This is a genomic window from Desulfoluna sp. CYM3A (assembly GCF_056829965.1).
In genome coordinates, this window is the sequence record NZ_CP186556.1 from 1111127 (window position 1) to 1138079 (window position 26953).

The following is a 26953-nucleotide window of genomic DNA, read 5'->3' on the forward strand; positions in this document are numbered from 1 at the left end:
CCCGGCATGCGGGTTGCGGAAGGTGTTCACGGCCTGGGCTGGCTGCCGGGCGGCAGTCGGCTCCTGTTCTGGTCGTCGTTTTTGCGTCTTGCTCCCGGGTGTGCGAGAATGCAACAGCCTTGAACACGGGTCACGCTGCGAGGGCGCGTCCGGTTACGTGACCGGCGGCCTTGAAATCGCGCGAGAAATTTGTTTAGCTTCGCGGGTCGCGACGCGCATGAGCATGATATAACCAAGTGCCTCCGTCAGGTCAAGGCCGGTGCCGGGCGTCGGTGGCCTTTTCATATTTTTCAGGAAGTGAGGACGTTCCATGACAGAAGAACCGTATGTCTATCTTTTCGGGCCTGTGCCCTCCCGCCGCCTGGGTCTTTCCCTGGGCGTGGACCTGGTGCCGTCAAAGACCTGCTCTTTGGATTGTGTATATTGTGAAAGCGGGGCCACCACAAGGCTTACGGTCAAGCGCTCCGCCCTGGTGCCGAAAGAAGCCGTGATGGCGGAACTCGACCGGTATCTCGCCACCCATGAGCCCCCGGACGCCGTGACGTTTTCCGGGGCAGGGGAGCCGACCCTCCACGAAGATCTTGGTGAGATTGCAGACCATATCAAATCCCGCTGCCCCGGTGTCCGTGTGGTGCTGCTCACCAACGGCACTCTTTTTGACCGGGAGGATGTGAGGCGCGACGCCGCCCGAACGGATCTGGTCGTCGCCTCCTTTGAGGCATCGAACCAAAAGGTGTTTCATGCCCTTAACCGGCCCCATCCTTCCCTGGACCCCAAAGCCATGGCCGAGGGGCTCATCGCGTTCCGGCAGGAATTTTCAGGTGAGTTGTGGATCGAGGTCTTCATCGTGCCCGGCGTTAACGACGATGATGCTGAGGTGGCGCGGCTTGCCGAGGTGGTGAAGCGCATCGGCCCGGACCGTGTTCAGGTGAACACCCTGGATCGTCCCGGTACCGAGTCCTGGGTGAAACCGGCGGACCCGGAGCGGCTGAAAATCATTACCGAGGCCCTGGGATCCGGAGAGGTTATCGGAGCGTACACCCCCCGTTCAACGGGCGGAGACAGCGACGCGGATGTGGCGTCACGGATTCTGGGGATGGTGCAAAGGCGCCCCTGCACGGCAGAGGACCTGGCCGAGAGCCTTGGCGTTTTACTGGAACAGGTGGATGAGGCATTGGAAACACTGATGCGCACAGGGCGGATCCAGCAGGAAATCCAGGCGCGGGGAATGTTTTACAAGCCCTTGTAAAGCGGCGACAAACCAAAAATTGATTGATAAAATGGGGAAAAACATTTAATGAAATCATAACCGCGTTTTCGTTTCCTGAATTTCTGTCTCAGGAATGATGGGTTCATGGCAGGCGGCCCTGCTGTGTTCCCTGGCCCATCCAACCAACCGCAAGGTCGCTTCGATGCCACGCCCATGCCCGTTCAGGGCATGTTGATGCCAACCCGCTCTCCAGTTTTTGTAGGAGGTTGACGATGCCTGTTTATCTCTGGGAAGGGAAGAACAGAAAAAACGAAACCCGTAAAGGGGAAATGGAAGCCCGCAGTGAAGAGGCGGTCCGCGCAAACCTTACGCAACTGCGCATTGTGCCGGGCAAGGTCAAGCAGAAACCCAAAGATATCCTGGAGAACGTCACCTTCCTGCAGCCCGCGGTGAAGGAAAACGATATCATTGTTTTTGCACGGCAGTTTTCCACCATGATCGACGCAGGGCTTCCCATTATCCAGTGTCTTGAGATTTTGCTGAACCAACAGGAGAATCCCACCTTTAAAAAGGTGATCAAGGAGATCAAGGGAGATGTGGAGGGCGGCCAGACCTTTGCCTCGGCCCTGAAGAAGCATCCGAAGCTCTTCGACGACCTGTTCGTCAACATGGTGGCTGCCGGAGAGGCCGGGGGGATCCTCGACATCATTTTGCGCCGTCTGTCCAACTACATGGAAAAAATGATGAAGCTCAAGCGCCAGGTGAAGGGCGCCATGACCTATCCCATTGTTACCATGGTCATCGCCGTTTTGGTGGTGGCTGTGATTCTGGTGTTTGTCATTCCCTCTTTTACGACGATGTTTTCAGATTTTGGCGCGGCGCTGCCCCTGCCCACCCAGGTGGTCATCAACATGAGCGAGTTTGTCCGTGGGAAAATTCTGTATATTCTGGTCAGTATCGTGCTTGCGGTCATCGCCTACAAGCAGTTCGGCAAGACGGCCAAAGGGCGGAAGGTTCTTGACCGGACCTTTCTGAAAATTCCCGTGTTCGGGATCCTGATTCGAAAGGTGGCGGTCTCCAAGTTCACCCGTACCATGGGGACCATGCTCAACTCCGGCGTGGCCATTCTGGATGCCCTGGATATCGTGGCCAAGACCTCGGGCAACGTGGTCATCGAAGAGTCCATCTACGAGGTGCGTGCCGGAATCTCCGAAGGCCGCACCATGGCCGATCCCCTCATTGAGAGCGGGATTTTTCCCTCCATGGTCTGCTCCATGATCGCCGTGGGGGAGTCCACCGGTGCCCTGGATACTATGTTGGAGAAGATCGCGGATTTCTACGATGACGAAGTGGACCAGGCCGTGGAGAACCTGACTTCTCTCATTGAGCCCTTTATGCTGGTCTTTTTGGGCGTAGTCATCGGGGGGCTGGTCGTGGCCATGTACCTTCCCATTTTCAAACTGGCCAGCGTTGTGGGCTGATGGCCACGGGCGCCGTGGGGACTCCACCGGATCGCCGGGGACAGGGTGCGCGTGCGGGGGATACGGAGTTTGTGCGGAAACTCCGGTGGCTGATGCTCGGACGGGCTCTGTTTGCCATGCTGACCCTTGGCGCCATCCTTGTCTATCGGGCAGGAGAGCGCCTTTCGTTTTTTGTCGAGCCCCTCACCTCTCTGTATGTGGTGGCGGGGTTCGTGTTTCTTGTGAACCTTCTCTACCTGGCGACCTTCCGATGGTTCCGGCATGAAGAGGCCTTCGGCGGGATCCAGATCTTCGGAGACGTTCTCGTCGTCTCCGCCATAGCCTACCTCACAGGGCTTCTCTACAGCCCCTTTCTCTTTCTCTATCCCATTGTCATTATCTGCGGCACCATCATCCTGGGACGGATGGGCGGGTATTTTACCGCGGCCGTCTCCTGCATTGCCTTTGGGGTGTTGGTGAATTTTCAGCATTACGGCATGTTGGCGCCCCCGGGCTTTGAGTCCTCTCCCTTTGCACAGGATTTTACCGGACAGGTCGTCTTTTATCGGACCTCGGTGCTGTTTCTCGCCTGCCTCGTTACCTGTCTGGTTAGCGGATACATCGCAGAACAGGAGACCCGGGCCCGGGCGGATCTGGCGGTGATGGAAGAACAGGTCAAGCGGGTGGAGAAGATGGCCATCATCGGGGAAATGGCTGCCGGCCTGGCCCATGAGATCAAAAATCCCCTGGCCTCCCTTTCCGGCTCCATCCAGATGCTCAAAGGGGAGAAAGGATGGGAGCCCCACCATGAAAAGCTTATGGGGATTGCCGTGCGCGAAACCGCCCGGCTTTCGGGGCTGGTGACGGAGTTTCTCCTTTTTGCACGGCCCGGTTCCGGCAGTCCGGCGCCCATCCTGGTGGCGTCAGTGGTGGAGGAGACCGTGGCCCTGCTGGAGCAGGACGTACGGTACGGGCATCATGTGGGTGTGGAGGTTTTGGTGGTGGAGGGTCTGACGGTCCGCATGGATCTGGGGCATTTGCGCCAGGTGATGCTCAACCTGCTTATCAACGCTGCCGAGGCCGTCTCAGGCGGCGGGACCGTCATTGTGTCCGGCTACAGGAAGAGCCGGGACGCAGTGGCACTCTCCGTGAAAGATGATGGGGTGGGCATCGACCCGGATATCGTAAAGCACATTTTTGACCCCTTTTTTACCACCAAAAAAGAGGGCACAGGCCTGGGGCTTTCCATTGTTCACAGGCTCCTGGAAGAGAGCGGCGGCGGGATTCGTGTTGTGAGCTGTCCCGGGGAGGGGGCGGAGTTTCTGCTTTCGCTTCCCTGTGACTCCGGAACCCCATCGCCCCGGGAACTTCGGGACCGCTGTTGACAGCGGCAAATGAAATTGGTTAGGTTAGGGACCTTTGGTCGAATCCGGGCAAAGCTGTCTTGAAAACCGTCTGATTCGAGGGCGGAGGTGCGGCCCGTGCGGCCGGGGGCACCTGGGGACCAAAGCGGTTTCGAACCAGGAAATATCCGAAGCCTCGGCTTCTGAACATAATCTAATGATGATGCGACCGTAAAAAAATATGCTGCGAATGGTTCTCCCTATCCTGCTATGGAAGGGGCAACCCCGGCATCGGATGTGCCGGGGCAGGGCTGTTTTTTTACGGGGCCATCAATAAAGTGAGCAGCAAAAGAATGAGCAAAGAAAGCGCACAGGACGTCGTTGAGCAGAGACGAGCGAAGAATGAAGAGCTGAAAGGGCGGGGCATCAACCTTTACCCCAATGACCTGCGGGTAACCCATACTGTGGCCGATATCAAGGCCTTCATCGAAGCCGAGCCGGAGAATACCGGCGAAGAGGGAGCTGTCTTTACCGTGGCCGGTCGTATCATGGCCATCAACCGCATGGGCAAATCCTCCTTTGTCCGTTTCCGGGACCGCAGCGGTCTGATGCAGGCCTTTGTGGCCAAAGACAAGGTGGGTGACGAGGCCTACGACCTCTTTAAAAAGATGGATATCGGCGACTTCCTCGGTCTGACCGGCACCCTTTTTAAAACCCGTACCGGTGAGTGGACCCTTCAGCCCACCTGCCTCTCCCTTGTGTGCAAGTCCGTGCGCCCCCTGCCCGAGAAATTCCACGGTCTCAAAGACCCGGAAAAACGTTACCGCCAGCGTTATGTCGACCTGATCATGAACCAGGACGTCAAGGAGATCTTCCGCAGGCGAAGCCGCATGGTCCAGGCTGTGCGCGAGTTCCTCCTCGAACGGGACTACCTCGAGGTGGAGACCCCCATGATGCAGCCCATTGCCGGCGGCGCGGAGGCCACTCCCTTTGTGACCCATCACCGCGCCCTGGACATGGACCTTTACCTTCGCATCGCCCCTGAGCTTTACCTGAAGCGACTGGTTGTGGGCGGGTTCGAGCGTGTGTTCGAGATCAACCGTAACTTCCGGAACGAAGGGGTGTCCACCCGGCACAACCCTGAGTTTACCATGATCGAGTTCTACCAGGCCTACGCCAACTACGAAGACCTCATGGACCTCACCGAGGAGATGTTTGCCTATGTGACCGAAAAGACCACCGGGTTGCCGGTCATCGAGTACCAGGGCAACACCATCGACTTCAGCAAGGCGTGGCGACGCATTCCCCTCCTGGACTCCCTGGTGGAGATCGGCGGGGTGGACAAAGAGATCCTGGACGATCACCAGGGCCTCCTGGCCTTTGCCGAGTCCAAGGGCATCCACATCACCAAGGCGGATCGCATGGGCAAGGTGATCACCAAGCTCTTCGATGAGCTGGTGGAACCCAACCTGATCCAGCCCACCTTCATCACCGGCTACCCCGTGGAGGTGTCGCCCCTGTCAAGGCGCAGCGACGTCCACCCGGAACTCACCGACCGCTTTGAGCTGTTCATCGCGGGCCGTGAGATCGCCAACGGCTTTTCCGAGCTTAACGACCCGGAAGACCAGCGCGACCGTTTCCTCCAGCAGGTGGCGGACAAGGAAGCGGGCAACGAAGAAGCCCACAACATGGACAGCGACTACATCGAAGCCCTGGAGTACGGGATGCCTCCCACGGCCGGTGAGGGCATCGGCATCGACCGGCTTGCCATGCTGCTGACCGACTCTCCGTCCATTCGTGAGGTGATTCTGTTCCCCTTGATGAAGCGGATCGAAAAGTCATGATAAGACGCCGTCGGCGGGGCAGAGCCCTGCCGACGGTTTTTTTAATACCTCCTGTAAAACGATGGTTGAATGAGCCGAATCGGATCGCCCCTTTCCATATCGTATGAACTCCTCATTGCCTTGCGCTATCTGAAGGCCAAGCGCAGGCAAGCCTTTATTTCCCTGATTTCTTTGCTGTCGGTCGCCGGTGTTGCCGTGGGGGTGATGGCCCTCGTGGTGGTGATTGCCGTGATGACCGGGGCGGAGAAGGATTTCAAGGCCCGTATCCTGGGATTCCAGTCCCATATTACCGTGATGAAACGTGGCGGCGGCATTGCCGACCCGGCAAACCTTCAGGATGTGATCCAGGGGGTAGACGGGGTGACGGTGGCCGCCCCCTTTGTCTACGGCCAGGTGATGCTGCGTTCCGGTTACGGCGTGTCCGGTGCCGTGGTCCGCGGGGTGGACCCTGATGCCGGTGTGACCCAGGTCGAAGGGTTTGACCCGGAACTCCTTGAAGAAAAGCTCGCCCGCAAAGCCCCCTCCAGGGGAGCGCCCACGGGGGTGGTGCTGGGCAAAGAGTTGGCCCTGAATCTCGGCGTAGGGGAAGGGGACATGATCTACCTGATCTCTCCCAAGGGGATGATTTCCCCCATGGGGCACGTGCCCTCCATGCGGCGGTTCCGGGTGGCCGGTCTCTTTGATTCCGGCATGTACGAATACGACAGCGCCTTTGCCTACATTCACATTGAGGACGCCAAGTCCGTTTTTCGCCTGGGGGACAAGGTGACGGGCATAGATGTCTGGATCGATGCTCCCTATGAGGCCCATGAGGTTCGCGAAGGGGTCCTCGGGCAGCTGGGACCCGTGTACTGGGCCCGGGACTGGATGCAGATGAACGCCAGCCTTTTTTCAGCGCTCAAGCTTGAAAAGGCGGCCATGTTCGTGATCCTGATTCTTATCGTGCTTGTGGCTGCCTTCAACATTGCCAGCAGCCTCATCATGATGGTGATGGAGAAGACGCGGGATATTGCCATCTTAAAGGCCATGGGCGCCACGGACGGCAGCATCATGCGGATATTTGTCTACCAGGGGACCCTCATCGGCATGGTGGGCACCTCCATCGGGGTGGCCCTGGGGGTGGCGCTCTGCTTTGTCCTGAAGCACTTTAAGTTCATCGACCTGCCCAAGGTCTACATCTTTTCAACCCTGCCGGTGCGGCTGGAGGCCATGGATGTTCTGGCCATCTCCGCTTCGGCCTTTTGCATCTGTTTTCTGGCCACCTGTACCCTGCCTGGCAGGCTTCCAGGCAGAACACGGTGGAGGCGATACGTTATGGATGATTCCAAGAGAGGCGCCAGCCTGACCCTGGAAGGCATTTCCAAGTCCTACAGCGCCGGAGGCGTGTCCCTGGACGTGCTCAGGGACGTGGATTTTTCCATGGTGGGCGGCGAGCGCATTGCCGTCACCGGAGCGTCCGGCATCGGAAAATCGACCCTGCTGCATATCGTAGGGGCCCTGGACCGGCCCGACGCCGGACGGCTTGTCTGTGACGGGGTTGATGTGTTTGCGTCGGACGACAAGCACCTTGCGGATTTTCGCAACAGAACCATCGGCTTTGTGTTCCAGTTTCATCATTTGTTGCCGGAGTTTACAGCATTGGAAAATGTGATGTTGCCCCGGCTGATCAGAGGGGAAAAGGGAGAAGCACCCGTTAAGGACGCCGAAGCGATCCTCGACCGGGTGGGGCTTTCCAAGCGGCTTCACCATCGGGCGGGGGAATTGTCCGGAGGGGAACAACAACGCGTGGCCATTGCACGAGCGGTGGTGGGACGGCCCGCGATTCTTCTGGCTGACGAGCCGACCGGTAACCTGGACGGTAAGAACAGCAGCCAGATCCATGAGTTGCTCGACGATTTGAACCGTGAAACCGGCATGACCGTTGTGGTGGTGACCCACAACATGGAGTTGGCCGGCTACATGGACCGCCAGGTAACCCTGGAAGGGGGGCAACTCGTTGAACGGAATTGATTACAAGGAAAACAGCATGATGACTCGACTGACCAGATCACTTTTCTTTTCTCTGATGATCATGATCGTGGTGATGGCCGGAGCCGATCCCGTTCGGGCTGAAGAGGCGGCGAAACGAATCGCCGTTCTTCCGTTTCGCGTGGTTTCTGATACAGATCTTTCGTACCTTTCCGATCAGATCCCTGCAACTCTTTCCGGCCAGCTCAAGCGGGACGGAGGCGAGATGGTGGACGCCGGGCCCCTGCTGGGGGCCGTGGGAGAAGACGGGGCCGTAAACACCGCTCGCCTTTCGACCCTGGCAACATCCGAGAATGTCGACCATGTGGTCTGGGGAACCATGACCCAGACAGGGGATACCTTCAAGCTGGATGCCAAGCTGTTTGACGTACGGCGCGCAACCACCACACCCCTTTCCAGCGAGGGCATGGGCGTGGAAACCCTCATCTCCACGGTGGGAGATCTGGCCGTAAAGATCGGTTCCCGTATTTTCAGCTTTGAGACCGTGGCCGATGTCAAGGTGGAGGGGAACCGCCGCATCGAGTCCGACGCGGTGCTTCGCGTGGTCCGTGTCAAGGCCGGGGATCGCCTGAAAAAGGACGCCCTCACCCGGGACATGAAAGCCATCTACCGCATGGGATATTTCGAGGACATCAAGGTGGTGGCCGAGCACCATGATGACGCCACGGCCACGGTGGTCTTCCGCGTGAAGGAGAAACCCACCATCCGAAACGTCCTGGTGACCGGAAACCATGTGTTCGACGACGAGAAGATCAAGGAGAACATCACCCTCTCCAAGGGGGCCATCTTCAACACCGGCGCCTTGAACACCTCCATCAAGCAGATCGAGAGCCTCTACAACGAAAAACATTATTATAAGACCAAGGTGAGCTACCGGCTCATCGACGTGGAGAACAACCAGGCGGATCTTGAATTCACCCTGGAAGAAGGGGAGAAGATCTGGATCAAAAAGGTCTCCGTGGAGGGCAACGACTTTTTCTCGGACAAAAAGATCCGAAAGATGATCAAAACCAAAAAGAAGGGGTTCTTCTCCTGGCTGACCTCCTCAGGCACCCTGGAGATGGCGGACCTGAACGTCGATATGGCGGTGATCAACGCCGAATACCAGAAAAATGGTTTCATCGACTGCCGCATCGCAGACCCCGTGGTGGAGTACAAGGGCAAGTGGATCTTTGTCACCATCAAGATTGAAGAGGGCATCCGGTACTCCCTGGGCAAGGTGGATGTTTCAGGCGATATCCTGGACACCAAGGAGGCGCTTTTCGAGAGGTTGACCGTGGAGCAGGATGAGTTCCTCAACCGCGAGAAGGTCCAGAACGACGTGGTGGCCCTTACCGATACTTACAGCGACGAGGGATACGCCCGGGCCTCGGTGGTCCCCGACATCCGGCGCAACCGCAAAGAGAAGGTGGCGGATGTGACCTACCGGGTCACCAAAGGGGGCCTGGTCTACTTCGACAAGATCATCATAACCGGCAACACCGTGACCCGGGACAAGGTGATCCGCCGCCAGCTTAAGGTCTACGAGCAGGAACTCTACCGGGGGGCAAGGCTCAAGGAGAACTGGCCGCGGCTTCATCGTCCTCAGTACTTCGGCGACGTCAAGGTCAACACCCTGGACACCACGGACCCGGACAAGGTCAACCTTTCCATCGACGTCAAGGAAAAACCCACCGGGACCTTTACCTTTGGCATGGGCTACAGCAGCGAGGACAAGCTCTTCGGGACCACCTCCATCTCCAAGCGAAACCTTTTCGGCAGGGACCAGTCCCTGGACCTGAAGGCCCAGTTCGGCGGAACCGGCAACAAGTTTACCTTGAGCTTTGTGGAGCCCTGGCTTTTTGACATTCCCCTCTACTCCAAGTATGAATTGAAAAAGTGGGACGACGAGTACACCTCCTACGACAAAGAGAGTGTCGGTGGCGGGCTGACCCTGGGTTACCCTGTCTACGACTACACCCGCGCCTTTGTCTCCTACACCTTTGAGAAAAACACCATCGACGACATCGACGCCACAGCGTCGGATCAGATCAAGGAGATGGAGGGCGAGAACACCCTCAGCAGCGCCGCCTTCAGCCTCTGTCCGACCCTCATTCCAGGGACCGACGGTACAACGCCCAGACCACCCGGGGCTTCAACCACACCCTCAGGGTGGAGCACACCGGTGGGCCGTTGGGGGGCGACATCAGCTACTCCAAGTACACGGCCGAGTCCAGCTGGTTCTTTCCCGTTGCCTGGAAGCTCATCGGCATGCTCCACGGTGAAGGGGGCCTTGTCCATGAAAACAGCGGCGGGTTTCTTCCTGACTACAAGAAGTTTTACTTAGGGGGCATCAACTCCCTGCGCGGCTTCGACTTTGAGGATGTGCACCTGGAGGACGATGAAGGCAAGACCATCGGCGGTGAAAAGTACGTGCAGTTCAACGCCGAACTTATCGCCCCCCTGTTCGGGGTGGACGGCCTGGTGGCCCTGATCTTCACCGATGCGGGTAACGTGTACGAGGAGAACGGAAACATCGATCTCTCGGACCTTCGTCACACCTACGGCTTTGGCTTTCGCTGGTACTCGCCCATCGGTCCCATTCGCTTCGAAAGGGGCTACATCGTGGATCCCGAGCCCGACGAAGGATCGGGACGCTGGGAGTTCACCATGGGCACGGCGTTCTAGAGCCAAAGCATACTGCGGAATCAAACGGGGGTTATTATGCGATGCATGACCAGATGCCTGATGGCATTGGCTTTCCTTGCTCTTCTGGGGGGAAGCGTTCAGGCCGCGGACGTGGCAAAAATCGGCGTGGTGGATTTCCAGCGCGTGCTCAAAGAGTCCAAAGCAGGGCGTGAGGCTGCCGAAGCCCTTCGAACCAAACAGGCAGAACGCACGGCGGAACTCGGGCGCCTGAAAAAGCGCATCGGGGTTCTGCAGGGTGAACTGGAGAACCTTGAGCTTTCCGCCACCACCCGCGAGGTGGGCGAAAAGCGCAAGGAGCTGGAGACGCTTTTAGGCGAGTTCAAGGCGGCGGACAGGAAGTACAGCCGCCTTTTTGAAGATATCGAACCGCAGGCGGCGGAGTTCCGGATCGGACCTGGCCGGGATCATTGACCGGCTCGGTCGCAAAGGGGGCTACCTGCTGATTGTTGAAAAAAAAGAGGTGCTCTACGCCCCCGAATCCATGGACATGACAAGCAGGCTCATCGGCCTGTACGATAAGGCATACGAAAAGAGGTAAGATGAAGCGGACCGTTCAAGAAATCGCCGACATGCTGGGAGGAACCATCATTGGTGACGGCTCCCGGGTTGTCACGGCTCCGGCGCCTTTTGAAGACGCAAAAGAAGACCAGGTTGTCTTTGCAGGGGATGCAAGCTACCTGAAACGGCTCTCGGAGACCGGTGCCGGCACGGTGCTCGTGCCCGAAGCCCGGGACGACAGCGACAAGGCACTCATTGTAGTGGACAACCCCCGGGTGGCCTTCATTAAGGTCATGGAGTTTTTTGCTCCCAAAGGGGACGTAACCCACAAGGTGAGCCCCCGGGCGTTTATCGGTGAGCAGGTCACCTTCGGTGGACCCGTTGAGATCGGGCCCGGCGCGGTGATCTGCGACAACGTCACCCTGGGTGCGGGGTGCCGCATTTTTCCGGGGGTGGTCGTGGAAGAGGGGGCCCGCCTCGGCGACGGTGTCACCCTGAAATCAAACGTTACCATCGGCCACGACTGCATTCTGGGGGATCGGATCACGGTTCATTCCGGAAGCGTCATCGGCAGCGACGGGTACGGGTTTGCCCCGGAAGGGACGAGCTACCGGAAAATCCCCCACACCGGTATTGTTCAGATCGACGACGACGTGGAGATCGGGGCCCTGAACGCCATTGACCGGGCCACCTCCGGGCGGACCTGGATCAAGCGCGGGGTCAAAACCGATAACCTGGTCCATGTGGCCCACAATGTGGAAGTGGGGGAAGACACCCTCCTGGTGGCCCAGGTGGGCATTGCCGGCAGCACCACGGTGGGCAACCATGTGATTCTGGCCGGCAAGGCCGGGATCTCCGGCCATATTCATATCGGCGACAACACCATCGTCGGTCCCGACGCCGGGGTGGTCAAGTCCCTGGGCGAAGGAGAAGTGGTCTCCGGGACACCGGCCATGCCCCACAAGCTGTGGTTGAGGCTCATCAGCCTCATGCCCAAACTTCCCGAGCTCAAGCGTACGGTTTCCCGCCTCGAAAAGCGGGTTTCCCGCCTTGAATCCGGCGAGTAAAGGCCCTGGGAAACGGGGCCGGCTGCTGCTTCCCGTTGCGAGGTTCCCGCGTAAGGTATACACTGGTGGGGACCTTCGGTGCCTTGTACCGTGATATTAGAACCGATCAAACGAACTGTGAGAGCATTTGCACCGATTTGGTGTGCACAATATATAAGGACGTGCCATGACAAACATACACCCGACAGCCATCATTGACCCAACGGCAGAGATTGACGACGATGTCGTCATCGGTCCCTACACCATCGTCAGGGGCAACACCTCCATTGGGGCCGGAACCGAGATCGCCTCCCATGTGGTCATCGACGAGCACACCAGCATTGGCCCGGACTGCCGGATTTTCCAATACGCCTCCGTGGGAGCGGCTCCCCAGGACCTGAAGTTCAAAGGCGAGGTCACTCATCTCAAGGTGGGGCGGGGCACCGTGATCCGCGAATTTGTTACCATCAACCGGGGAACCGGCGTGGGCGGCGGCATCACTGAGGTGGGGGCCGAGAACTTTCTCATGGCCTATTGCCACGTGGCCCATGACTGCAAGACCGGGCGCCGGGTGATCCTTGCCAACAACTCCACCCTGGCAGGCCACTGCGAGCTCGGGGATTTTTCCAACATCGGCGGGTTCACCGCCATCCACCAGTTTGTCCGCGTGGGGGATTACGCTTACATCGGCGGCAAGTCTGTGGTGGTGAAAGACATTCCCCCCTATGTGATTTCCGCCGGGGACCGCGCCACCCTCCACGGGCTCAACAAGGTGGGCATGCGTCGAAGCGACTTTTCCGAGGCCACCATCACCGAACTGAAGCGTACCTACCGTCTCCTGTTCCGCATCGGGCTGACCCTTAACGAGGGTATCGAGCGGGTCCGGGCCGAGGTGAACCAGATTCCCGAGGTCGTGGCTTTCGTCGATTTTATTCAGAACTCCAGCCGAGGGATCACCCGCTAACGATGACACCCGGCAGACACGGCACCGGCACGGCTGACCGGGCACCGGAAAGGAATCACGCCATGAAGGTGGGGATCATTGCGGGCAACGGCCAGTTTCCCCTGCTGTTTTCGCGCGCAGCAAAAGAGAAGGGCTACCGGGTTTACGCCGCAGCGATTAAAAACGAAGCACTGGCCGACGTGGAGGGTCTCTGCGAGGAGACCGAGTGGATCCACATCGGTCAGGTAAAAAAACTGATCCGCTTTTTCAGGGCCCATGGGGTGGAGGAAGTGGTCCTTGTGGGCGGCGTCACCAAGACCAACGTCTTTCGGGATATCCGACCGGACACCAAGGCCCTGGCCTTCCTCGCCCGTATGCGCCATACCAACGATGACACCCTGCTGAGCGCCTTTGCCCGGCTCCTGGAAAAAGAGGGGCTGGCCGTGCGTTCGTCCACCTTTCTGGTACCGGAGATCCTGGCCGACGCCGGACTCTGGACCCGGAAACGCCCCACCGATGCCCAGGCCAAGGACATGTGCACGGGCTGGCATATCGCCAAGGAGATCGGCCGCCTTGATGTGGGGCAGTGCATCGTCATGGGCGGCGGCTCGGTGCTGGCCGTGGAGGCCATCGACGGCACCGACGCCACCATTCGCCGGGGGGGCAGCCTGGGAACAGGCGACGCGGTTCTGGTCAAGGTGAGCAAGCCCACCCAGGACATGCGGTTCGACGTACCGGCCGTGGGCCTGAATACCCTTCAGACCATGAAAGAGGCCGGGGTTACCGGGCTGGTGCTGGAAGCGGGCCATGCCGTTGTTTTCGACCGCGACGCCATGGTGGCCTATGCCGATAAGAACAACATGACCATTGTGGTGGTGGACGGCTCTCCGTCGTCCTGTCCCGTCCTCGGTGGGAAGTAAGGCACCGCCAAGGTTTTTCTCATCCAAGCAGCCCTGTCATTGATCACCCCGTGACTCCCGGCGGGGTGAGCCTCTCTGTTGATCCATCCATGCCGTTTCGTTGACGTGCGGTGTGCTGCTCGCCCGAAAGGGGCGGGCCTAAGGTAAGATACATTATCACTATGAAACTATTTCAGGAATTGACCGCCGGTGAACGGCATCGCAAAATTCTGAGGCTTATCCGCAACAGCTGGGCAAAGCTGGGGATCTCCATGGTCTGCATGGCCTTGATCTCGGGCTCCACCGCGGCCCTGGCCTTTCTGATCAAGAATATCCTGGATGATATCTTTATCGCCCAGAATGGTGTGATGCTCAAGGTGGTGACCTTCGTATTACCTGGATGGTGCGCCGGGATGTCCTTGCCAAAGAGTACTTCATGAACAACGTGGGGCAGACCATCATCACCACCCTGCGGAACGAACTCTACGGCACCATCCAGGACCTGTCCCTCTCCTTTTTCCAGAAGGAGCGGACCGGGGTCCTCATGAGCCGCATCACCAACGACGTCACCCTTATCCAGGCCATGGTTTCCACCTCGGTGACCGCCGCCATTGAGCATGTGTTCACCATCATCGGCCTTACCGGGGTGATCATCTACCGGGACTGGAAGCTGGCCCTGGTGGCCCTGGTGGTGGTACCCGTGGCTTTTTATCCCATCGTGAAGCTGGGCAGGCGGGTCCGCAAGGTGAGCACCGGCACCCAGCAGTCGGTGGGGGAACTCAACACTTTTCTCCATGAGACCTTTGCAGGGGCCAAGATCATCAAGGCCTTCGGACGGGAAGAGTACGAGAAGCAGCGATTTTACAAAAAATCCTGGGACCTGTTCCGTTTTGAGATGAAAAAGGTGAAGGCCAAGGCACTTTCCTCGCCCGTGACGGATGTCTGCGGTGGCCTGGGGATCGCGGCGGTGGTCTGGTACGGCGGCCACGGTGTGATCAAAGGCACCTCCACCACCGGAACCTTTCTCTCCTTTTTGACGGCTGTCATGCTGCTTTATGAACCCTTGAAAAAACTCAGCAAGCTCAACAACACCGTTCAGGAGGGGCTGGCCGCCCTGGACAGGGTGTTTGAGATCATCGAGATGGAGCCGGAGATCACGGATCGTCCGGGGGCTGTGGAGCTTTCACCGAGTTCCCACCGGGTGGCTTTTGAGGATGTTACCTTTTCCTATGGGGAAGATCCGGTGCTTAAGGGCATCAACCTCAGCGCCGACCCCGGAGAGGTCATTGCCCTGGTGGGGATGAGCGGGGGTGGAAAATCCACCTTTATCAATCTTATTCCGCGCTTCTACGACGTGACGTCAGGGCGTATCGCCATTGATGACGTCGATATCCGCAACGTGACCCTGGCTTCCCTGCGCAGCCGCATCGCCATGGTGACCCAGGACGCCATTCTCTTTAACGAGTCCATTCGGGACAACATCGCCTACGGCAACAGCGATGCCACCTGGGAGGACATCGTGGCGGCATCCAAGGCGGCCTATGCCTATCGGTTCATCATGAGCCTGCCCGATGGTTTTGATACCCGTATCGGTGAGCTTGGGAGCCGTCTCTGCGAGAAGCAGCGCCTCTGCATTGCGCGGGCCCTGCTCAAGGATGCTCCTATCCTGCTGCTGGACGAGGCCACCAGTGCCCTGGACACAGAAGCAGAGAAGGTGGTGCAGGATGCCCTTGAGAACCTCATGAAGGGACGAACCACCTTTGTTATTGCCCACCGGCTCTCCACCATCCAGCACGCCGACCGCATTGTGGTGGTTTCCAAAGGGGAGATTGTGGAAGAGGGCAAGCACGACGAGTTGCTTGCAAGGGACGGGGAGTATGCAAGGCTCCATACCATGCAGTTTGCAAGGCGACGTGCCGGAGAAAAGAGCTGAACCGCTCGTATCTACTCAGCCCAGAAGGGAGCCTCCGGCGGTAAGCTGGCGAGACCTATTGAAATCCACGTGCGACCACGGCTTTTTTGTTAAATCCGTCTTAATAAAATCAGCACAAACTAAAAAAGGCGACCCTTTTCAGGGTCGCCTTTTTTTGCATCTGGGATCAGCGGTTGAGGTTAGTCGTCACCGTTGATTTTGTCGCGGAGTTTACCGGAACACTTGAAGGTCACTACCTTGCGATCCCGTAAGATCATTTCGGCTCCGGTGGCGGGGTTGCGGCCCTTTCGCTCACCCTTGGTTTTGATGCAGAACTTGCCGAAACGGGAGATGAGGACATCCTCGCCTACGGCCAGGGTGTCTTTCATGATGGCCAGCAGTCTCTCAATGATATCTACGGAACGCTGCTTTGAAAATCCCATCTCGCTTACGCGCATCACAATGTCGTTTTTTGTAAGTGTCATACCAACATACTCCTGAAATTTTTGCTGCTTTGAATGCCCCACTTGCGGGCATTGATAATACATATGGTGAGTTTTAGACCCGACGTCCCCTAATCGGGGTAGGTGCCGTGTCTGAAAATATAGTCAAAATAATAATCGTCGTATCCCTGGTCCACGGAGGAGGCGCTCCTGTCCTCTTCCTTGGCTTTGAGGGAACGTTTCCAAAGATCCCGCGCGTATTCGAACAAAACGGTTTTCAGCAACTCGGGATTGGGCGTGATTTCACAGTTGTCCACCACGAACTCGCCGGTTCCGTCGATGAGGACCCGTGTGCTCCGTGCAAACTCGGTGTCATCCATCTCTCCGGATTCATGCATGGCATAAAAATCGGAGATCACCTTTTTGGCCGTTCCTTCAATGGCGTCGATACAATTCATAGCTCAGCTGACGATATCCTTGGTCTGTGTGGCTGTTTCGGACATCCACGGCTCGGCCTCCCTTAATTCCACGATTGCAACAGCATGGTGTGTTGCAACGCGGATGGGCTACGACATGATGTATGCCGTCGCCCCTTGAAAGAAGGATTTTGTGCCTCCGTGACGGATGTTCTTACACAAAGTTTTTTTAGATATACGGATATGTTATCCTTGTCAAGCATTGAGTGTAAAAGATCTTCTCGACTTCAAGTCCCGATACCGGGAGACCAACGTGTGACGATGGTTTCTGTCATGCACGATGCGGTTCCCTTCCGGGGATGCAACTGTCACGATTTCCCATACCCACGTGTGGTTATATCGTTTGAGGGTTGCCTGTCAAGGGGTTTGTCCCCCATCAAGGCTTTTGGTATGCAATATGAAAATCATGCGGGGGAACAGCTTTTTACCGAAAGCCTTCCGGGGACAAGGCGCCCCTTGGCAATTGATTTCCTGCTCTAAAATTCATATGCTCGGCGGAAAAGGATTTGTCCCGGGGCATCCCGGGAAGGGGTTGCCATGGGTGGAGGGCGGTTGACAATCATGGTGTTTCAATGTGTATGGGAGTGAATATGGGTAATGAGGAGCTTGGCCGGGCGACGGTTGAGGTGGTGCGCCGCCTCCGGGATGAAGGGGTGACAAACCAGGTGGTGTTGATGCGGCATTCGGCACGCCATTACAGCGACGACCCCAGGTTGGAGCCCTTTATGGGGCTGACGGACGAGGGCAAACAGGCATCCCTGGCCTTTGGGCAAGGCCTCGGGGCAGAGATGCCCGTCACCCCGTGCTCCAGTTACATAGGCCGGTGCATTGAAACCGCCTACCTCCTGCAGCGGGGAAGCGGCTGCACGGCGGATAACCTCAATACCCTCGAAGAGGCCCTCTCTCCATTTTATGTAAAGGATTTCGAGCGCACCGTGGGCCTGATTCTGGAATACGACCTCACCGGGTTTATCCGGCGCTGGATGGACGGGGCGTTTCCCACTGAGGTGATGGAGCCTGCAGACCATGCCGCCTCCGTCATGCTTTCCTTTGCGGATGCGCGCCTTGCTGAAGGGGCTCCGGGCCTGACCGTGGCCGTGACCCATGACTGGAATCTGTTCGCCGTTAAAGAGTATGCCCTGCAGCTGGCCCATGAAACCTGGGGCAAGGTGGGATACCTGGAAGGGGTGGTGCTGTTCCGCGACGGTGAGCGTCTTATGGCTGCCAACCACCAGCGGGAACCCGTTGCCGTGGATGAGGCCCTTCGGTCGGTAAAGGAGATGTCGGCGGTTCATGGGTGAGGACAGGAAACCAAAGCAGCGGGATAAACTCCGGCGCCATCTTGCCTGGCGGGTGGCCAGGGCCGTTCGGGAATATCACATGGTGGGGGAAGGGGACCGCGTCATGCTCTGCCTCTCCGGCGGGAAGGATTCCCTGGCCCTGGTGGATCTCATGGTCTCTTACCGACGGCAGTGCAAAGAGCATTTTGAGATGGCCGTGGTCTTCCTTGACCACGGGTTCCCGGGCTTTGATGAATCGTTTCTGCACCGGCACATGGCCGGTGTGGACCTTCCCTTTGAGGTGATTCGCCAGAATATATGGAAGACCCTTCAGGAGAAATGCCCGGACGGCAAAAAAATGTGCGCCCTCTGCGCCCGGCTCAGGAGGGGCGCCCTTTATGCCCACGCGGCATCCAACGGATTTTCCCACCTTGCTCTGGGCCATCACATGGACGACATGGTGGAGACCCTTTTGCTCAACCTTTTTTATGGGGGGATGATGAAGGGGATGCCTCCGAAGCTGGTCACACGCAAAGGGGATTTGACCGTGATTCGGCCCATGGCCTTTGTGGCTGAGGCGGATATCGTCCGGTACCAGCGCCTTGCCGGGTATGAAACAGCGCCAAAGGACCTGTGCGGGGCAGGTGAAAACGAAAAAAGGCGCGAGATCAAAGAGATCCTTGCCGGGTGGCGGAAACAGCATCCCGGCCGTGTGGAGAAAATTTTTCACGGGATGGGGCACGTGGTCCCTTCCCATCTTGCGGACACCTCGCTTTTTGACTTTTAAGCAGCAACGGTCCGGAGTAAAGTAGACCGTTAACCCATGTATCTCCAACGATGAGGAGCCGATGGCCATGATGCCTACACATCCGCCTGCACATGCCGGGGAGTTTCCCCGGGCGTTGTCCTGCCCTGCGGGCACAGGTTGCTTTATTCCCATGGAAACCAGGGATTGCCCGAGGAAAAAGGGAGGGCGTACCGGGAAGGCCTGGGAGCCCGCGCGCAAGAAGGGGCTCGCCACCGAAGCGGTGGGCCACTCCGGTGGCGGGGTGGTCATTGTCTGCGCCACCTGCGGGTTTCCCATTACGCGGGATAACGACCGCATGGAGGTGGGAGGTAACCCCACGGCTTTGCCAATCCCCACGGGCTCTATTACGAGATCGGATGCTTTGCCTCGGCTCCGGGTTGCAGCTTCTCCTCGGACTCGTCCGCTGAATTCTCCTGGTTTGCGGGGTATCGGTGGCGACTGGCAGGTTGCCGGGGATGCGGCTCCCACATGGGATGGCTCTTTGAGTCCAAAACCGGTTCCTTTGCGGGCCTGATCCTTTCCGCCCTGACCCGGGAGGAAGAGGGGGGAGAGGCGAGAGGGTGAAAAATAAGGTCAAATGGTTAAAGGCAAAGGGTTAAAAGGCTAAAGGGCCAAAGGCTAAGGGCTAAGGGTGAAGGATTGGGTTCGTCGATTTGGTGTTATGGCGAAAAAGAGATTTTCAGGGAGGCAGTTTTTGGTACAGCGTATTGTTTTTTGCGATTTTGACGGCACCATCACCGAGCAAGACGGGTTTGTGAGCGTATGCAAAACCTTTGCACCCGAGGCGGTGAAAACCTGGCTTCCCGGGGTTATGGACGGGAGCATCACCCTTCGGGAGGGACTCACCAGGATCCTGGAGACCATTCCCTCTTCGCAGTACCCGGCCATGCTGGACCATTGCGAGACGGTTCCCATGAGACCCGGGCTGGAGGAGCTTATCGACTGGCTTGCCGAGCGGGAGGTGCCCTTTGTGGTTATCTCCGGCGGGCTCAAAGGGCTGGTGCTTCGAAAGCTTGGGGACCTGGCCCACAAGGTCGCGGCTGTCTATGCCCCGGACCTTGAGGTCAACGGGTCATTTTTAAAGGTTGTCAGCGATTTCCCCGGCGAGACAGAGCTTCTGGCCAAGGCCGATGTCATGGCTGCCTATACCTTTGATGAGTCCGTGGCCATCGGCGACGGCATTACCGATTACAACATGGCCAAAACGGCTGATCGGGTCTTTGCCCGACGGCAGCTGGCCGAGCACATGGAGGCCCATTGCCTTCCGTTCCATCCCTGGACGGATTTTCATGCTGTTCGGGAGGTCCTGGCCTCGGTGTGGAACACGAAGTGAGTTGCTGCCCTGTGGCCGTTTGGGCTATCTTCCGGCAATGACAGCCATTGTCGGACGTGCCATGCAGTGGATAGAGTGGTAGAAATAGAAATTGTCCGTTCCTCGGGGGTGTGCTAAGGATGAATCCACGGGGGGCGGTATATGTTGTAACTGCCGGGTGAAGCACGTTAAATCCGACGCTGGTACGTCGGGCCACGGCAGTTTGTGTGCAGGAAAGGGAAACAAGCCAAACCCGTCGTGAGGCGGGGACGGAAAGCCACGGGTCTTGGTGGGTCAAGACAGCCGGGTTGCCCCCCGGGTGATTTCGGCTCATCCCCATGGGATGGGCTTTTTTTATGGCTCTCGTCTATACGGACGGGGTGCGTGGCCGGTGAGGGCCTGGGCCCGTTTCCCTTCGGTAGTCTCTTTTTTCGTGGGGATGCGTATGAGTTCGCAGTGTTGTCGTCGGGTGCCCGTGGGGTCCAGTACACCCCGGGCCATGGGGTGTTGGACTAGATCATGGGTGATGGTGGCCTGCCTCTTTGTGTTTTGCGCTGGCGCGCCCAATGCTGCGGGAAGCGAGGTGCCGGATGCTACATTCATCTCCTGGGACCGGTTCAGCGACACGGTTATCCCTTCCTGCAGCCGTAATCTGGGGCGCAACCTGTCACCAACGGCCGCCGACCTGAACGGCGACGGGTGGGCCGAGCTGTATGTGGGGGCGTATGGAAAGCGGGTGACGGCCCTGGCCTGCGCCGCTATGGGGGGAGGAGCTTCAGGTGTTTCCGCGAATCCTTTGGATGCCGTCACCATGTCCTATGAAAGCGATACCCCTTGTGTGGCCCTTGCCGATATCGACAATGACGGAGATACCGATGCCGTCTGGTTTGATTTTCGTCCCATGGACACCCGCGTGTCATCGGTTTACCTGAACAGAATGGTCTTTCTGAAAAATCAGGGGAGCCCTGTGGCTCCCGACTTCCAGATGGTGCCCGAGGAAGAAAATCCCTTTGCGGGCATTTCGTCCGAATGGCAGGGCACACCGGCCTTCGGCGATTTCGACGGAGACGGCGATGCGGACCTGATTTTCGGCGATCGGTCCGGCACGTTTCGCTATTGTCGGAACCTGCTTGTTGAGGAAGGGGTGCCCGTCTATGCAGAGATGATGGGGCGGCTGAATCCCTTCTTCGGCATTGATGTTGGGGACAACTCCAGTCCAGCTGTTCTGGATGTGGATGGTGACGGCGATCTGGACGTGGTGTCCGGCGAGATCCGCGGGGGGCTCCGATGGATTGAAAATACCACGGCATCTGGCGGTCCCCTGACCTTTGTGCTCAGGGAGCCATCCCGGTGCCCCTTTGCGGCGTTGTCCGTGGGGATTGCCACCATGCCTGCCGCCCTGGATTTGGACGGTGACACCGATCTGGATATTGTTGTGGGAAGCAGCCAGGGTCGCCTGGCCTTTTTGGAGAACCCCTCTCTTCAGCCTGAGTCACCGCCACTCCAAGTGGGACGCGCTGTGCCCCAGGCCCATCAGGAGGACGTGGATCTGTCCGATGCACTCCTGTCGCTCAAAACCCTGGGGGGCGCCATTGCAAAGGCCCTGGACCCCAAGGCAGCCCAAGGGGCGGGCAACGGAGAAGATTCCCGGGAATGAATCGCGCCCGGCATTTTTCCAAAGATAACTCACAGCAACATCTCCTTATCGAATTGGGTTGATCGTTTTTCCATGAAATATCTGGATTAGGGTGGCTTTTCCATACCATATGCCCTTGCAAAGGGAGCATTGCGGGTATATTTTGAGTATATGCTCATAATTGCTGCCGGGAGTGGAGGGCACACGGCCTCCGATCCTTTACCCACGGCGCCGACGTTTCAGTTTCCAAGGACTGTTTTTTATCCTTATAAGGTTACCATGAATTCATCACACCCCACAGATCCCATGACCTCTGCCATTTTGGAGAGTATTTCCGACGGCGTGTTCACCGTGGACGAAGCCTGGCGAATTACCAGTTTCAACCGCGCAGCCGAAGCCATTACCGGTGTGGATCGTGAGGAGGCGCTTGGGCGGCCCTGTTGCGAGGTGTTGCGTGCAAGCCTCTGTCAGTCGGCCTGTCCGTTGAGACAGACCATGGAAAAGGGCAAATCGCTTCTGGATATCCCTGCCTGGTTTGTGGATGCCGATGGGGAGCGGGTTCCGGTGCGACTCTCCACGGCCATTTTGAGAGACGCCGATGGCAAGGTCCTGGGAGCTGCCGAGACCTTTCGGGACCTTCGGGAGTCCGTGGGAACGGATCGGATCCGGGAGGCCATGCGGCGATTCGGGGACCTCACAAGCCGCAGTCCGAAGATGCAGCAGATTTTCGCCATACTGCCCAAGGTGGCGGCCAGCAGGAGTACGGTGCTTATCACCGGGGAGTCCGGTACCGGCAAAGAGGTGCTGGCCCGAGCCATTCACGGGGCGGGCCCCAGGGCTTCAGCCCCCTTTGTTGCCCTGAACTGTGCGGCGTTCCCCGATACCCTCATTGAAAACGAGCTTTTCGGGCATGAAAAGGGGGCTTTCACCGGTGCGGATCGCAAGCGGCAAGGCCGCATTGCCCAGGCCGGGGGAGGAACCCTTTTTCTGGATGAGATCGGAGACATCTCGTCGGCCTTTCAGGTGAGGCTGCTGCGGCTGTTGCAGGAACGAACCTACGAGCCCCTGGGGACGGGGCGGACCGACAGCACCGATGCGCGGTTTCTTGCCGCGACCCATCAGGACCTGTCATCCCTGGTTCAACGGGGGCTGTTTCGAGAGGATCTGTTGTGGCGGCTGGATGTCAGATCCAATTTCATCTGCCCCCTCTGCGCGAACGCAAAGAGGATATCCCCGATCTGGCCGACCGGTTTGCCCGACGGTTTGGGCGACTTGCCGGGCACGAAGAGATGCGGATTCATCCTGTGGCCATGGAACGGCTCCTGGCCCACGACTGGCCGGGGAAACGTTCGGGAGCTTGAAAACCGCATCGAGCGGGCCGCGGGCTGTGCACCAATGAAATATTGCCGGAAGGCCGCCATGGAGACTCCTGAAGGCGAAAAAACAGGAAGGGTTGGTGCGTCAGGCCGGGATGCAGCGGAGATTCGCATGATTCGTGACGCTCTGTCCCGTACCGACGGGAATCGCACGGCGGCCGCCAAGATCTTGGGTATTCATCGGAGCACCCTCATCCGCAAACTGGCAAGGTATGGGGAAACAGGACACCGGACATAGAAAAATGGGGCCGGTGGTCACAAGGAAAAAGGGCAACCATTCGGTACGGGCGAACGGCATGGCTTGCCCTATCCTGTATGGCCTGTTGCACCATTGCGACGGTTGCAACAGGGGGTGATGCAAGGTTGCGACAGTTGCCGCAGGCCTGTGTGAAGATGGTTTTGAAACTATGATGCATGATATCGATGTGTTGAGAACGGGAAAACCTTTTGGCATCGTTTATGCATTTTTCTCCGGGTAAGAAAGGAGGTCTGCGATGATAATCGCTCTCTGCGTATGGCAGAATCGGATAGCACCGGTGTTTGATGTGGGAACCACCCTGCTCCTCGTGGAGCTGGAGGGGAACCATGTGGTACGCCGGACCATGGAGAGGGTCCCTGAGGATCCAGCGGGAAAGATCCACTGGCTGGTAACGGCGGGGGTCTCGGAGCTGATCTGCGGGGCTGTTTCCCGGCCGATCCGGATGATGCTGGAGGCAGGGGGGATTGTGACCCACGATTTTCTCGCAGGCGATGCGGACGCTCTTCTCGCAGTGCGCCTTGACACCGGAACAGTACCCGATCATTTTCGGATGCCGGGTTGCGGAAGGAGGCGACGGAGAAGGGATGGACGCGGAAAAGGACAACATCAATGTAAAGGAGGACGCCATGCCTCGAGGTGATGGAACAGGACCCAATGGACAAGGACCGCAAACCGGCTGGGGAACCGGCCCGTGCGCACGTAGCAATCAGGGAATTCAGCAAGGTGGCCGAGGCGGTGGCCGGGGTGGTCGCGGCTTAGGCGGTCGTGGTGGCGGCGGAGGAGGGCGATGCAGAGGTGGCATGGGAGCTGGCTTTGGTCGTAACCCCATGCCGGCACCACCCAAGGAGACCCCCTCCGACGAGTCTTAAGCACGAAATCTACCGGGACGGTTTTGCCCGGAGGCTGTGAGATCGGCAAAAAAAAACGGCCTGATGCAACGGTGAACTCTGCAGTGTCGGGCCATAAGGCCGGTCTTGCCCGGAGAGAGGGCATACACCCGCGAATTTCAAGAGACGGGAACGAGCTTTTCACAAAGGTCGTTCCCGCTTTTTTTTATCGGGAGAGCTCCCGGGGTCTTTCTTCGAATAGGTCCTCATCCTCTTCAATGGTGAGACCTGCCGGGCATTTTACCAGGATTCTTGTGCCCGACCCCTCACGGGAGTGGAGGGTCAGGGTCCCGCTGAGGAGGTTGACCCGCTCCTCCATGCTTTTAAGGCCCATTCGTTTTTCTTTCAGGGCAGACACCATTCTTACCTCGGGGTCAAAGCCCTGACCGTTGTCTTCGATGCGGAGGATGATGTCCGGGTGGGAACAGAGCAAACGCACCTTGATGATGCTGGCCTCTGCATGTTTGGAGGCATTGTTCAGGGCCTCCTGGATGATTCGGAACAGGTTGATCTTGGTGTCGGTATCAAGCTTGATTCTCTCAAGGCCTGCGGTGTAGAGGTCTACCGCAATACCCGTTTTACCGCTGAATTCGACGCAGTACTGGTCGATGGTTTTCACAAGGCCGATGTCCGTCAGGCCAGGTGGCCGCAGGTCATAGACAAGGTCCCGTATGGAAGCAATGGTATTCTTCAGGATTTCAGAGAACTTTTTATTGCGTTTTCTCACATCCCAGGGGATGTCCTTGTGATTTTCAAAGAGGGTGTCGCTTCGGATGATAAGGGACGCCAGGTCTTGGGCTACATTGTCGTGGAGGTCCCGCGCGATGCGCCGTCGTTCGTTTTCCTGGGCTTTGATGAGCTCTTGCGTCAGCAAATGGATCTGCTCGTGGGCCAACTTTAAACCGGTAATGTCCCTGGAATAGAGCGCCAGGCGATCCACTTTTTTTTCGGAGTTGAACACAGGGTAGATGGTGTTCTGGTAGTACAGCCCGTTTAACTGGCTCTCGAAAAGAGCCGGTTCCCCTGTCATGAGTACCCCTTTGAGATGGGTGGTGGTTGTGTCAACCATGGCTTCTGGGAAAAAGTCAGCGATTCGGGCCCCTTTCAGCGTGATTTGATTTTGTTTCATAAATGCGGAAAAAGCCTTGTTGACGGAGATGATGGTGCCGTCGGACTGGATAAGCAAGGCCAGGTCGCTGGTGGCGTTGAGCAGGGCCCGCGCGATCTCTTCACTCTCCCTCAGTGCCACCTGGGCCATGGTCCGATCTCGGAACAGTTCATCAATGTCCGACTTGATTAAAGCGATGGCATCATAAACCGTTTTAAAAGGGTGCTCATCGTCCTTGGGCTCAGTTAATTCTTTACCGCCTTCGACTTCCCAGTTGATGTTGCCTAAAAAACCGTTGAGTTCATCGGCATAGTGTTTAACCGCGTTTTTTCGGCCCACTTTTTTCGTAAAAAGACCGGATGTTGCGAAAGATTTATTTTCTTTATGTTGCTGGATTGTTTCCATTGCCTCATTGAAGCTATCGGCAAACACAAACGAAAATGGACTGTTGTAAACTGCGACACTTAATCCTGCCCGCAAAAGCCGGTTTGCACCATAAACAATCACTTGACATATCTCTGGGTATTTCTCAATCCACTCGGCAAACAAGCGAGAGTGTTTTTTCCTTGCCTTCAGGGATGACCCCTTGAGTTCTTTGATGTCATTTACAAGGTAATATGGGTGCCCAGAGAGCCCGCAGCTTTTGAATATTTTTTCTTGCAGCTCGTATACAGGCAACACATATTCAGCGCTGAGATATCCTTTGGAAATTTTGTGAATTATGTTGTCGTTAATCAGTTCGTATTGAACAGAGTATTCTGGAAATGAAGCTTGCCAAGTCTTTCGGGTAAAGCGTTTGAGTGGAATAAATTCTTCTTTTGCTTTTTGAAAGAATGGGAAAGTGGATTGAATTATGCGATTTATCTTCCGGCCATAAGGCTTTTTTTCTTGGTTTTCAGTTAAACGAATATCTTCGATAGTATTTTTTTTAACATTTGCCGTGCCATGAAAAGCTTGTGCTCTCCATGCTGCTTGCTTTACGGCAGCGGAATAGTTTTTTTCAACAGTAAGGCCGAATTTGATGATTCTAAACTGCCGCGTAAGGTTGGCTGCAAGCATCATTATGGGGGATGGAGAGCATAGTACAAAGGTTTTGAGTTGTCTGAGGTTGTTTAAATAATTGATATAATATTTTCTGGCCTCTTTTGTCACTCCGGTGACGCCTGTAAAGTCACCAATATAAAATAGCTCTTTTTCTTTGGGCAAATAAGCGTGGATAATACTTTTGGTAAAGTCCGTCGATTCTGCAACGACGTCGAGGGTCGAAAAGCCGTTTATTTTGACGAATAAAATACAATCCCCAATGATTTTCAAAGAAAATAAATAACTTTCTCCGAAAATAAGGTCGGTCCATTCAGGGCAGGTATATGTTGTCAGCCCGGTGTGTGGGCAAATGGACTCTGTTAATTGGTACGTTTTATTTTTTTGCTTTTCAAGCATGGCTTATCGTGACCGTTCATTGGTTTCAAAAAAATAGTCGTGGAAGATATCGTGAAA

The 26953-nt window shown here is 57.1% G+C and carries 23 protein-coding genes, 1 pseudogene and 1 riboswitch; of the genes and pseudogenes, 20 read left to right on the forward strand and 4 right to left on the reverse strand.

Features of this window, described 5'->3' with window-relative positions:
* Positions 1–153: 153 nt before the first annotated feature.
* The gene (locus ACOYW1_RS05965) at positions 154–312 is read right to left on the reverse strand and encodes a hypothetical protein (RefSeq protein ID WP_482422050.1); all 159 of its coding nucleotides are present in this window, start codon (positions 310–312) and stop codon (positions 154–156) included.
* Here ACOYW1_RS05965 and ACOYW1_RS05970 point away from each other — a divergent pair.
* The 13 genes and pseudogenes from ACOYW1_RS05970 (at position 311) to ACOYW1_RS06030 (ending at position 15892) form a co-directional block, all read left to right on the forward strand.
* Positions 311–1249 (forward strand): radical SAM protein, encoded by a 939-nt coding sequence (locus tag ACOYW1_RS05970; protein WP_482422051.1) that lies wholly within the window; start codon positions 311–313, stop codon positions 1247–1249. The two genes, ACOYW1_RS05965 and ACOYW1_RS05970, sit on opposite strands and share 2 nt — an antisense overlap.
* A gap of 233 nt (positions 1250–1482) precedes the next feature.
* Complete coding sequence (locus ACOYW1_RS05975) at positions 1483–2691, forward strand: type II secretion system F family protein (RefSeq protein WP_482422052.1); 1209 nt, start codon at positions 1483–1485, stop codon at positions 2689–2691.
* The gene (locus ACOYW1_RS05980; protein ID WP_482422053.1) at positions 2691–4055 is read left to right on the forward strand and encodes a two-component system sensor histidine kinase NtrB; all 1365 of its coding nucleotides are present in this window, start codon (positions 2691–2693) and stop codon (positions 4053–4055) included. Before ACOYW1_RS05975 ends, ACOYW1_RS05980 begins: the two co-directional genes overlap by 1 nt.
* 311 nt (positions 4056–4366) lie before the next feature.
* Positions 4367–5857: a lysine--tRNA ligase gene (gene lysS, locus ACOYW1_RS05985; RefSeq protein WP_482422054.1), complete on the forward strand. Its 1491-nt coding sequence runs from the start codon at positions 4367–4369 to the stop codon at positions 5855–5857.
* 69 nt (positions 5858–5926) lie between these two features.
* A complete protein-coding gene (locus tag ACOYW1_RS05990; protein ID WP_482422055.1) occupies positions 5927–7867 on the forward strand; it encodes a lipoprotein-releasing ABC transporter permease subunit in 1941 nt (646 codons plus the stop codon).
* Positions 7868–8291: 424 nt separating this feature from the next.
* Positions 8292–9950: pseudogene (gene bamA / locus ACOYW1_RS05995) on the forward strand (outer membrane protein assembly factor BamA); the annotation flags it as partial.
* Positions 9951–10036: 86 nt separating this feature from the next.
* Positions 10037–10552 carry a BamA/TamA family outer membrane protein gene (locus tag ACOYW1_RS06000; protein ID WP_482422056.1) on the forward strand — a complete coding sequence of 172 codons (516 nt, stop codon included), beginning with the start codon at positions 10037–10039 and terminating at the stop codon, positions 10550–10552.
* A 60-nt stretch (positions 10553–10612) separates the two neighbouring features.
* Complete coding sequence (locus ACOYW1_RS06005) at positions 10613–10984, forward strand: OmpH/Skp family outer membrane protein (RefSeq protein ID WP_482422057.1); 372 nt, start codon at positions 10613–10615, stop codon at positions 10982–10984.
* 128 nt (positions 10985–11112) lie between these two features.
* The gene (lpxD, locus tag ACOYW1_RS06010) at positions 11113–12138 is read left to right on the forward strand and encodes a UDP-3-O-(3-hydroxymyristoyl)glucosamine N-acyltransferase (protein WP_482422058.1); all 1026 of its coding nucleotides are present in this window, start codon (positions 11113–11115) and stop codon (positions 12136–12138) included.
* Positions 12139–12304: 166 nt separating this feature from the next.
* The gene (lpxA, locus tag ACOYW1_RS06015; protein ID WP_180145922.1) at positions 12305–13081 is read left to right on the forward strand and encodes an acyl-ACP--UDP-N-acetylglucosamine O-acyltransferase; all 777 of its coding nucleotides are present in this window, start codon (positions 12305–12307) and stop codon (positions 13079–13081) included.
* 2 nt (positions 13082–13083) lie between these two features.
* Complete coding sequence (locus ACOYW1_RS06020) at positions 13084–13980, forward strand: LpxI family protein (protein WP_482422059.1); 897 nt, start codon at positions 13084–13086, stop codon at positions 13978–13980.
* Between the two features lie 161 nt (positions 13981–14141).
* Positions 14142–14399 (forward strand): hypothetical protein, encoded by a 258-nt coding sequence (locus ACOYW1_RS06025; RefSeq protein ID WP_482422060.1) that lies wholly within the window; start codon positions 14142–14144, stop codon positions 14397–14399.
* The gene (locus tag ACOYW1_RS06030; protein WP_482422061.1) at positions 14396–15892 is read left to right on the forward strand and encodes an ABC transporter ATP-binding protein; all 1497 of its coding nucleotides are present in this window, start codon (positions 14396–14398) and stop codon (positions 15890–15892) included. Before ACOYW1_RS06025 ends, ACOYW1_RS06030 begins: the two co-directional genes overlap by 4 nt.
* Positions 15893–16071: 179 nt before the next feature.
* Here the strand turns inward: ACOYW1_RS06030 and ACOYW1_RS06035 are convergent, their stop codons facing one another.
* Together ACOYW1_RS06035 and ACOYW1_RS06040 are read right to left on the reverse strand one after the other, a co-directional pair.
* Complete coding sequence (locus tag ACOYW1_RS06035; protein WP_482417096.1) at positions 16072–16356, reverse strand: integration host factor subunit alpha; 285 nt, start codon at positions 16354–16356, stop codon at positions 16072–16074.
* Between the two features lie 89 nt (positions 16357–16445).
* Entirely contained in the window at positions 16446–16772 is a 327-nt protein-coding gene (locus ACOYW1_RS06040; protein ID WP_482417095.1) for a hypothetical protein, read from the reverse strand.
* Between the two features lie 608 nt (positions 16773–17380).
* Here ACOYW1_RS06040 and ACOYW1_RS06045 point away from each other — a divergent pair.
* The 7 genes from ACOYW1_RS06045 to ACOYW1_RS06075 all read left to right on the forward strand — a co-directional run bounded on the left by ACOYW1_RS06045 (position 17381) and on the right by ACOYW1_RS06075 (position 24330).
* Complete coding sequence (locus ACOYW1_RS06045; protein ID WP_482422062.1) at positions 17381–18091, forward strand: histidine phosphatase family protein; 711 nt, start codon at positions 17381–17383, stop codon at positions 18089–18091.
* Entirely contained in the window at positions 18084–18857 is a 774-nt protein-coding gene (gene ttcA, locus ACOYW1_RS06050) for a tRNA 2-thiocytidine(32) synthetase TtcA (protein ID WP_482422063.1), read from the forward strand. Before ACOYW1_RS06045 ends, ttcA begins: the two co-directional genes overlap by 8 nt.
* Positions 18858–19572: 715 nt before the next feature.
* Positions 19573–20211: an HAD-IB family phosphatase gene (locus tag ACOYW1_RS06055; RefSeq protein ID WP_482422064.1), complete on the forward strand. Its 639-nt coding sequence runs from the start codon at positions 19573–19575 to the stop codon at positions 20209–20211.
* Positions 20212–20426: 215 nt separating this feature from the next.
* Positions 20427–20506, forward strand: a riboswitch (cyclic di-GMP riboswitch).
* A gap of 129 nt (positions 20507–20635) precedes the next feature.
* Positions 20636–21847, forward strand: coding sequence for an FG-GAP repeat domain-containing protein (locus ACOYW1_RS06060; protein WP_482422065.1), 1212 nt, complete (start codon positions 20636–20638; stop codon positions 21845–21847).
* A 258-nt stretch (positions 21848–22105) separates the two neighbouring features.
* Positions 22106–23440 carry a sigma-54 interaction domain-containing protein gene (locus ACOYW1_RS06065; protein ID WP_482422066.1) on the forward strand — a complete coding sequence of 445 codons (1335 nt, stop codon included), beginning with the start codon at positions 22106–22108 and terminating at the stop codon, positions 23438–23440.
* 256 nt (positions 23441–23696) lie between these two features.
* Positions 23697–24101: a NifB/NifX family molybdenum-iron cluster-binding protein gene (locus tag ACOYW1_RS06070; protein ID WP_482422067.1), complete on the forward strand. Its 405-nt coding sequence runs from the start codon at positions 23697–23699 to the stop codon at positions 24099–24101.
* Complete coding sequence (locus ACOYW1_RS06075; protein WP_482422068.1) at positions 24088–24330, forward strand: DUF5320 domain-containing protein; 243 nt, start codon at positions 24088–24090, stop codon at positions 24328–24330. Before ACOYW1_RS06070 ends, ACOYW1_RS06075 begins: the two co-directional genes overlap by 14 nt.
* A gap of 184 nt (positions 24331–24514) precedes the next feature.
* Here ACOYW1_RS06075 and ACOYW1_RS06080 read toward each other — a convergent pair whose 3' ends face one another.
* Positions 24515–26896 carry a PAS domain-containing sensor histidine kinase gene (locus ACOYW1_RS06080; protein ID WP_482422069.1) on the reverse strand — a complete coding sequence of 794 codons (2382 nt, stop codon included), beginning with the start codon at positions 26894–26896 and terminating at the stop codon, positions 24515–24517.
* Positions 26897–26953 lie beyond the last annotated feature (57 nt).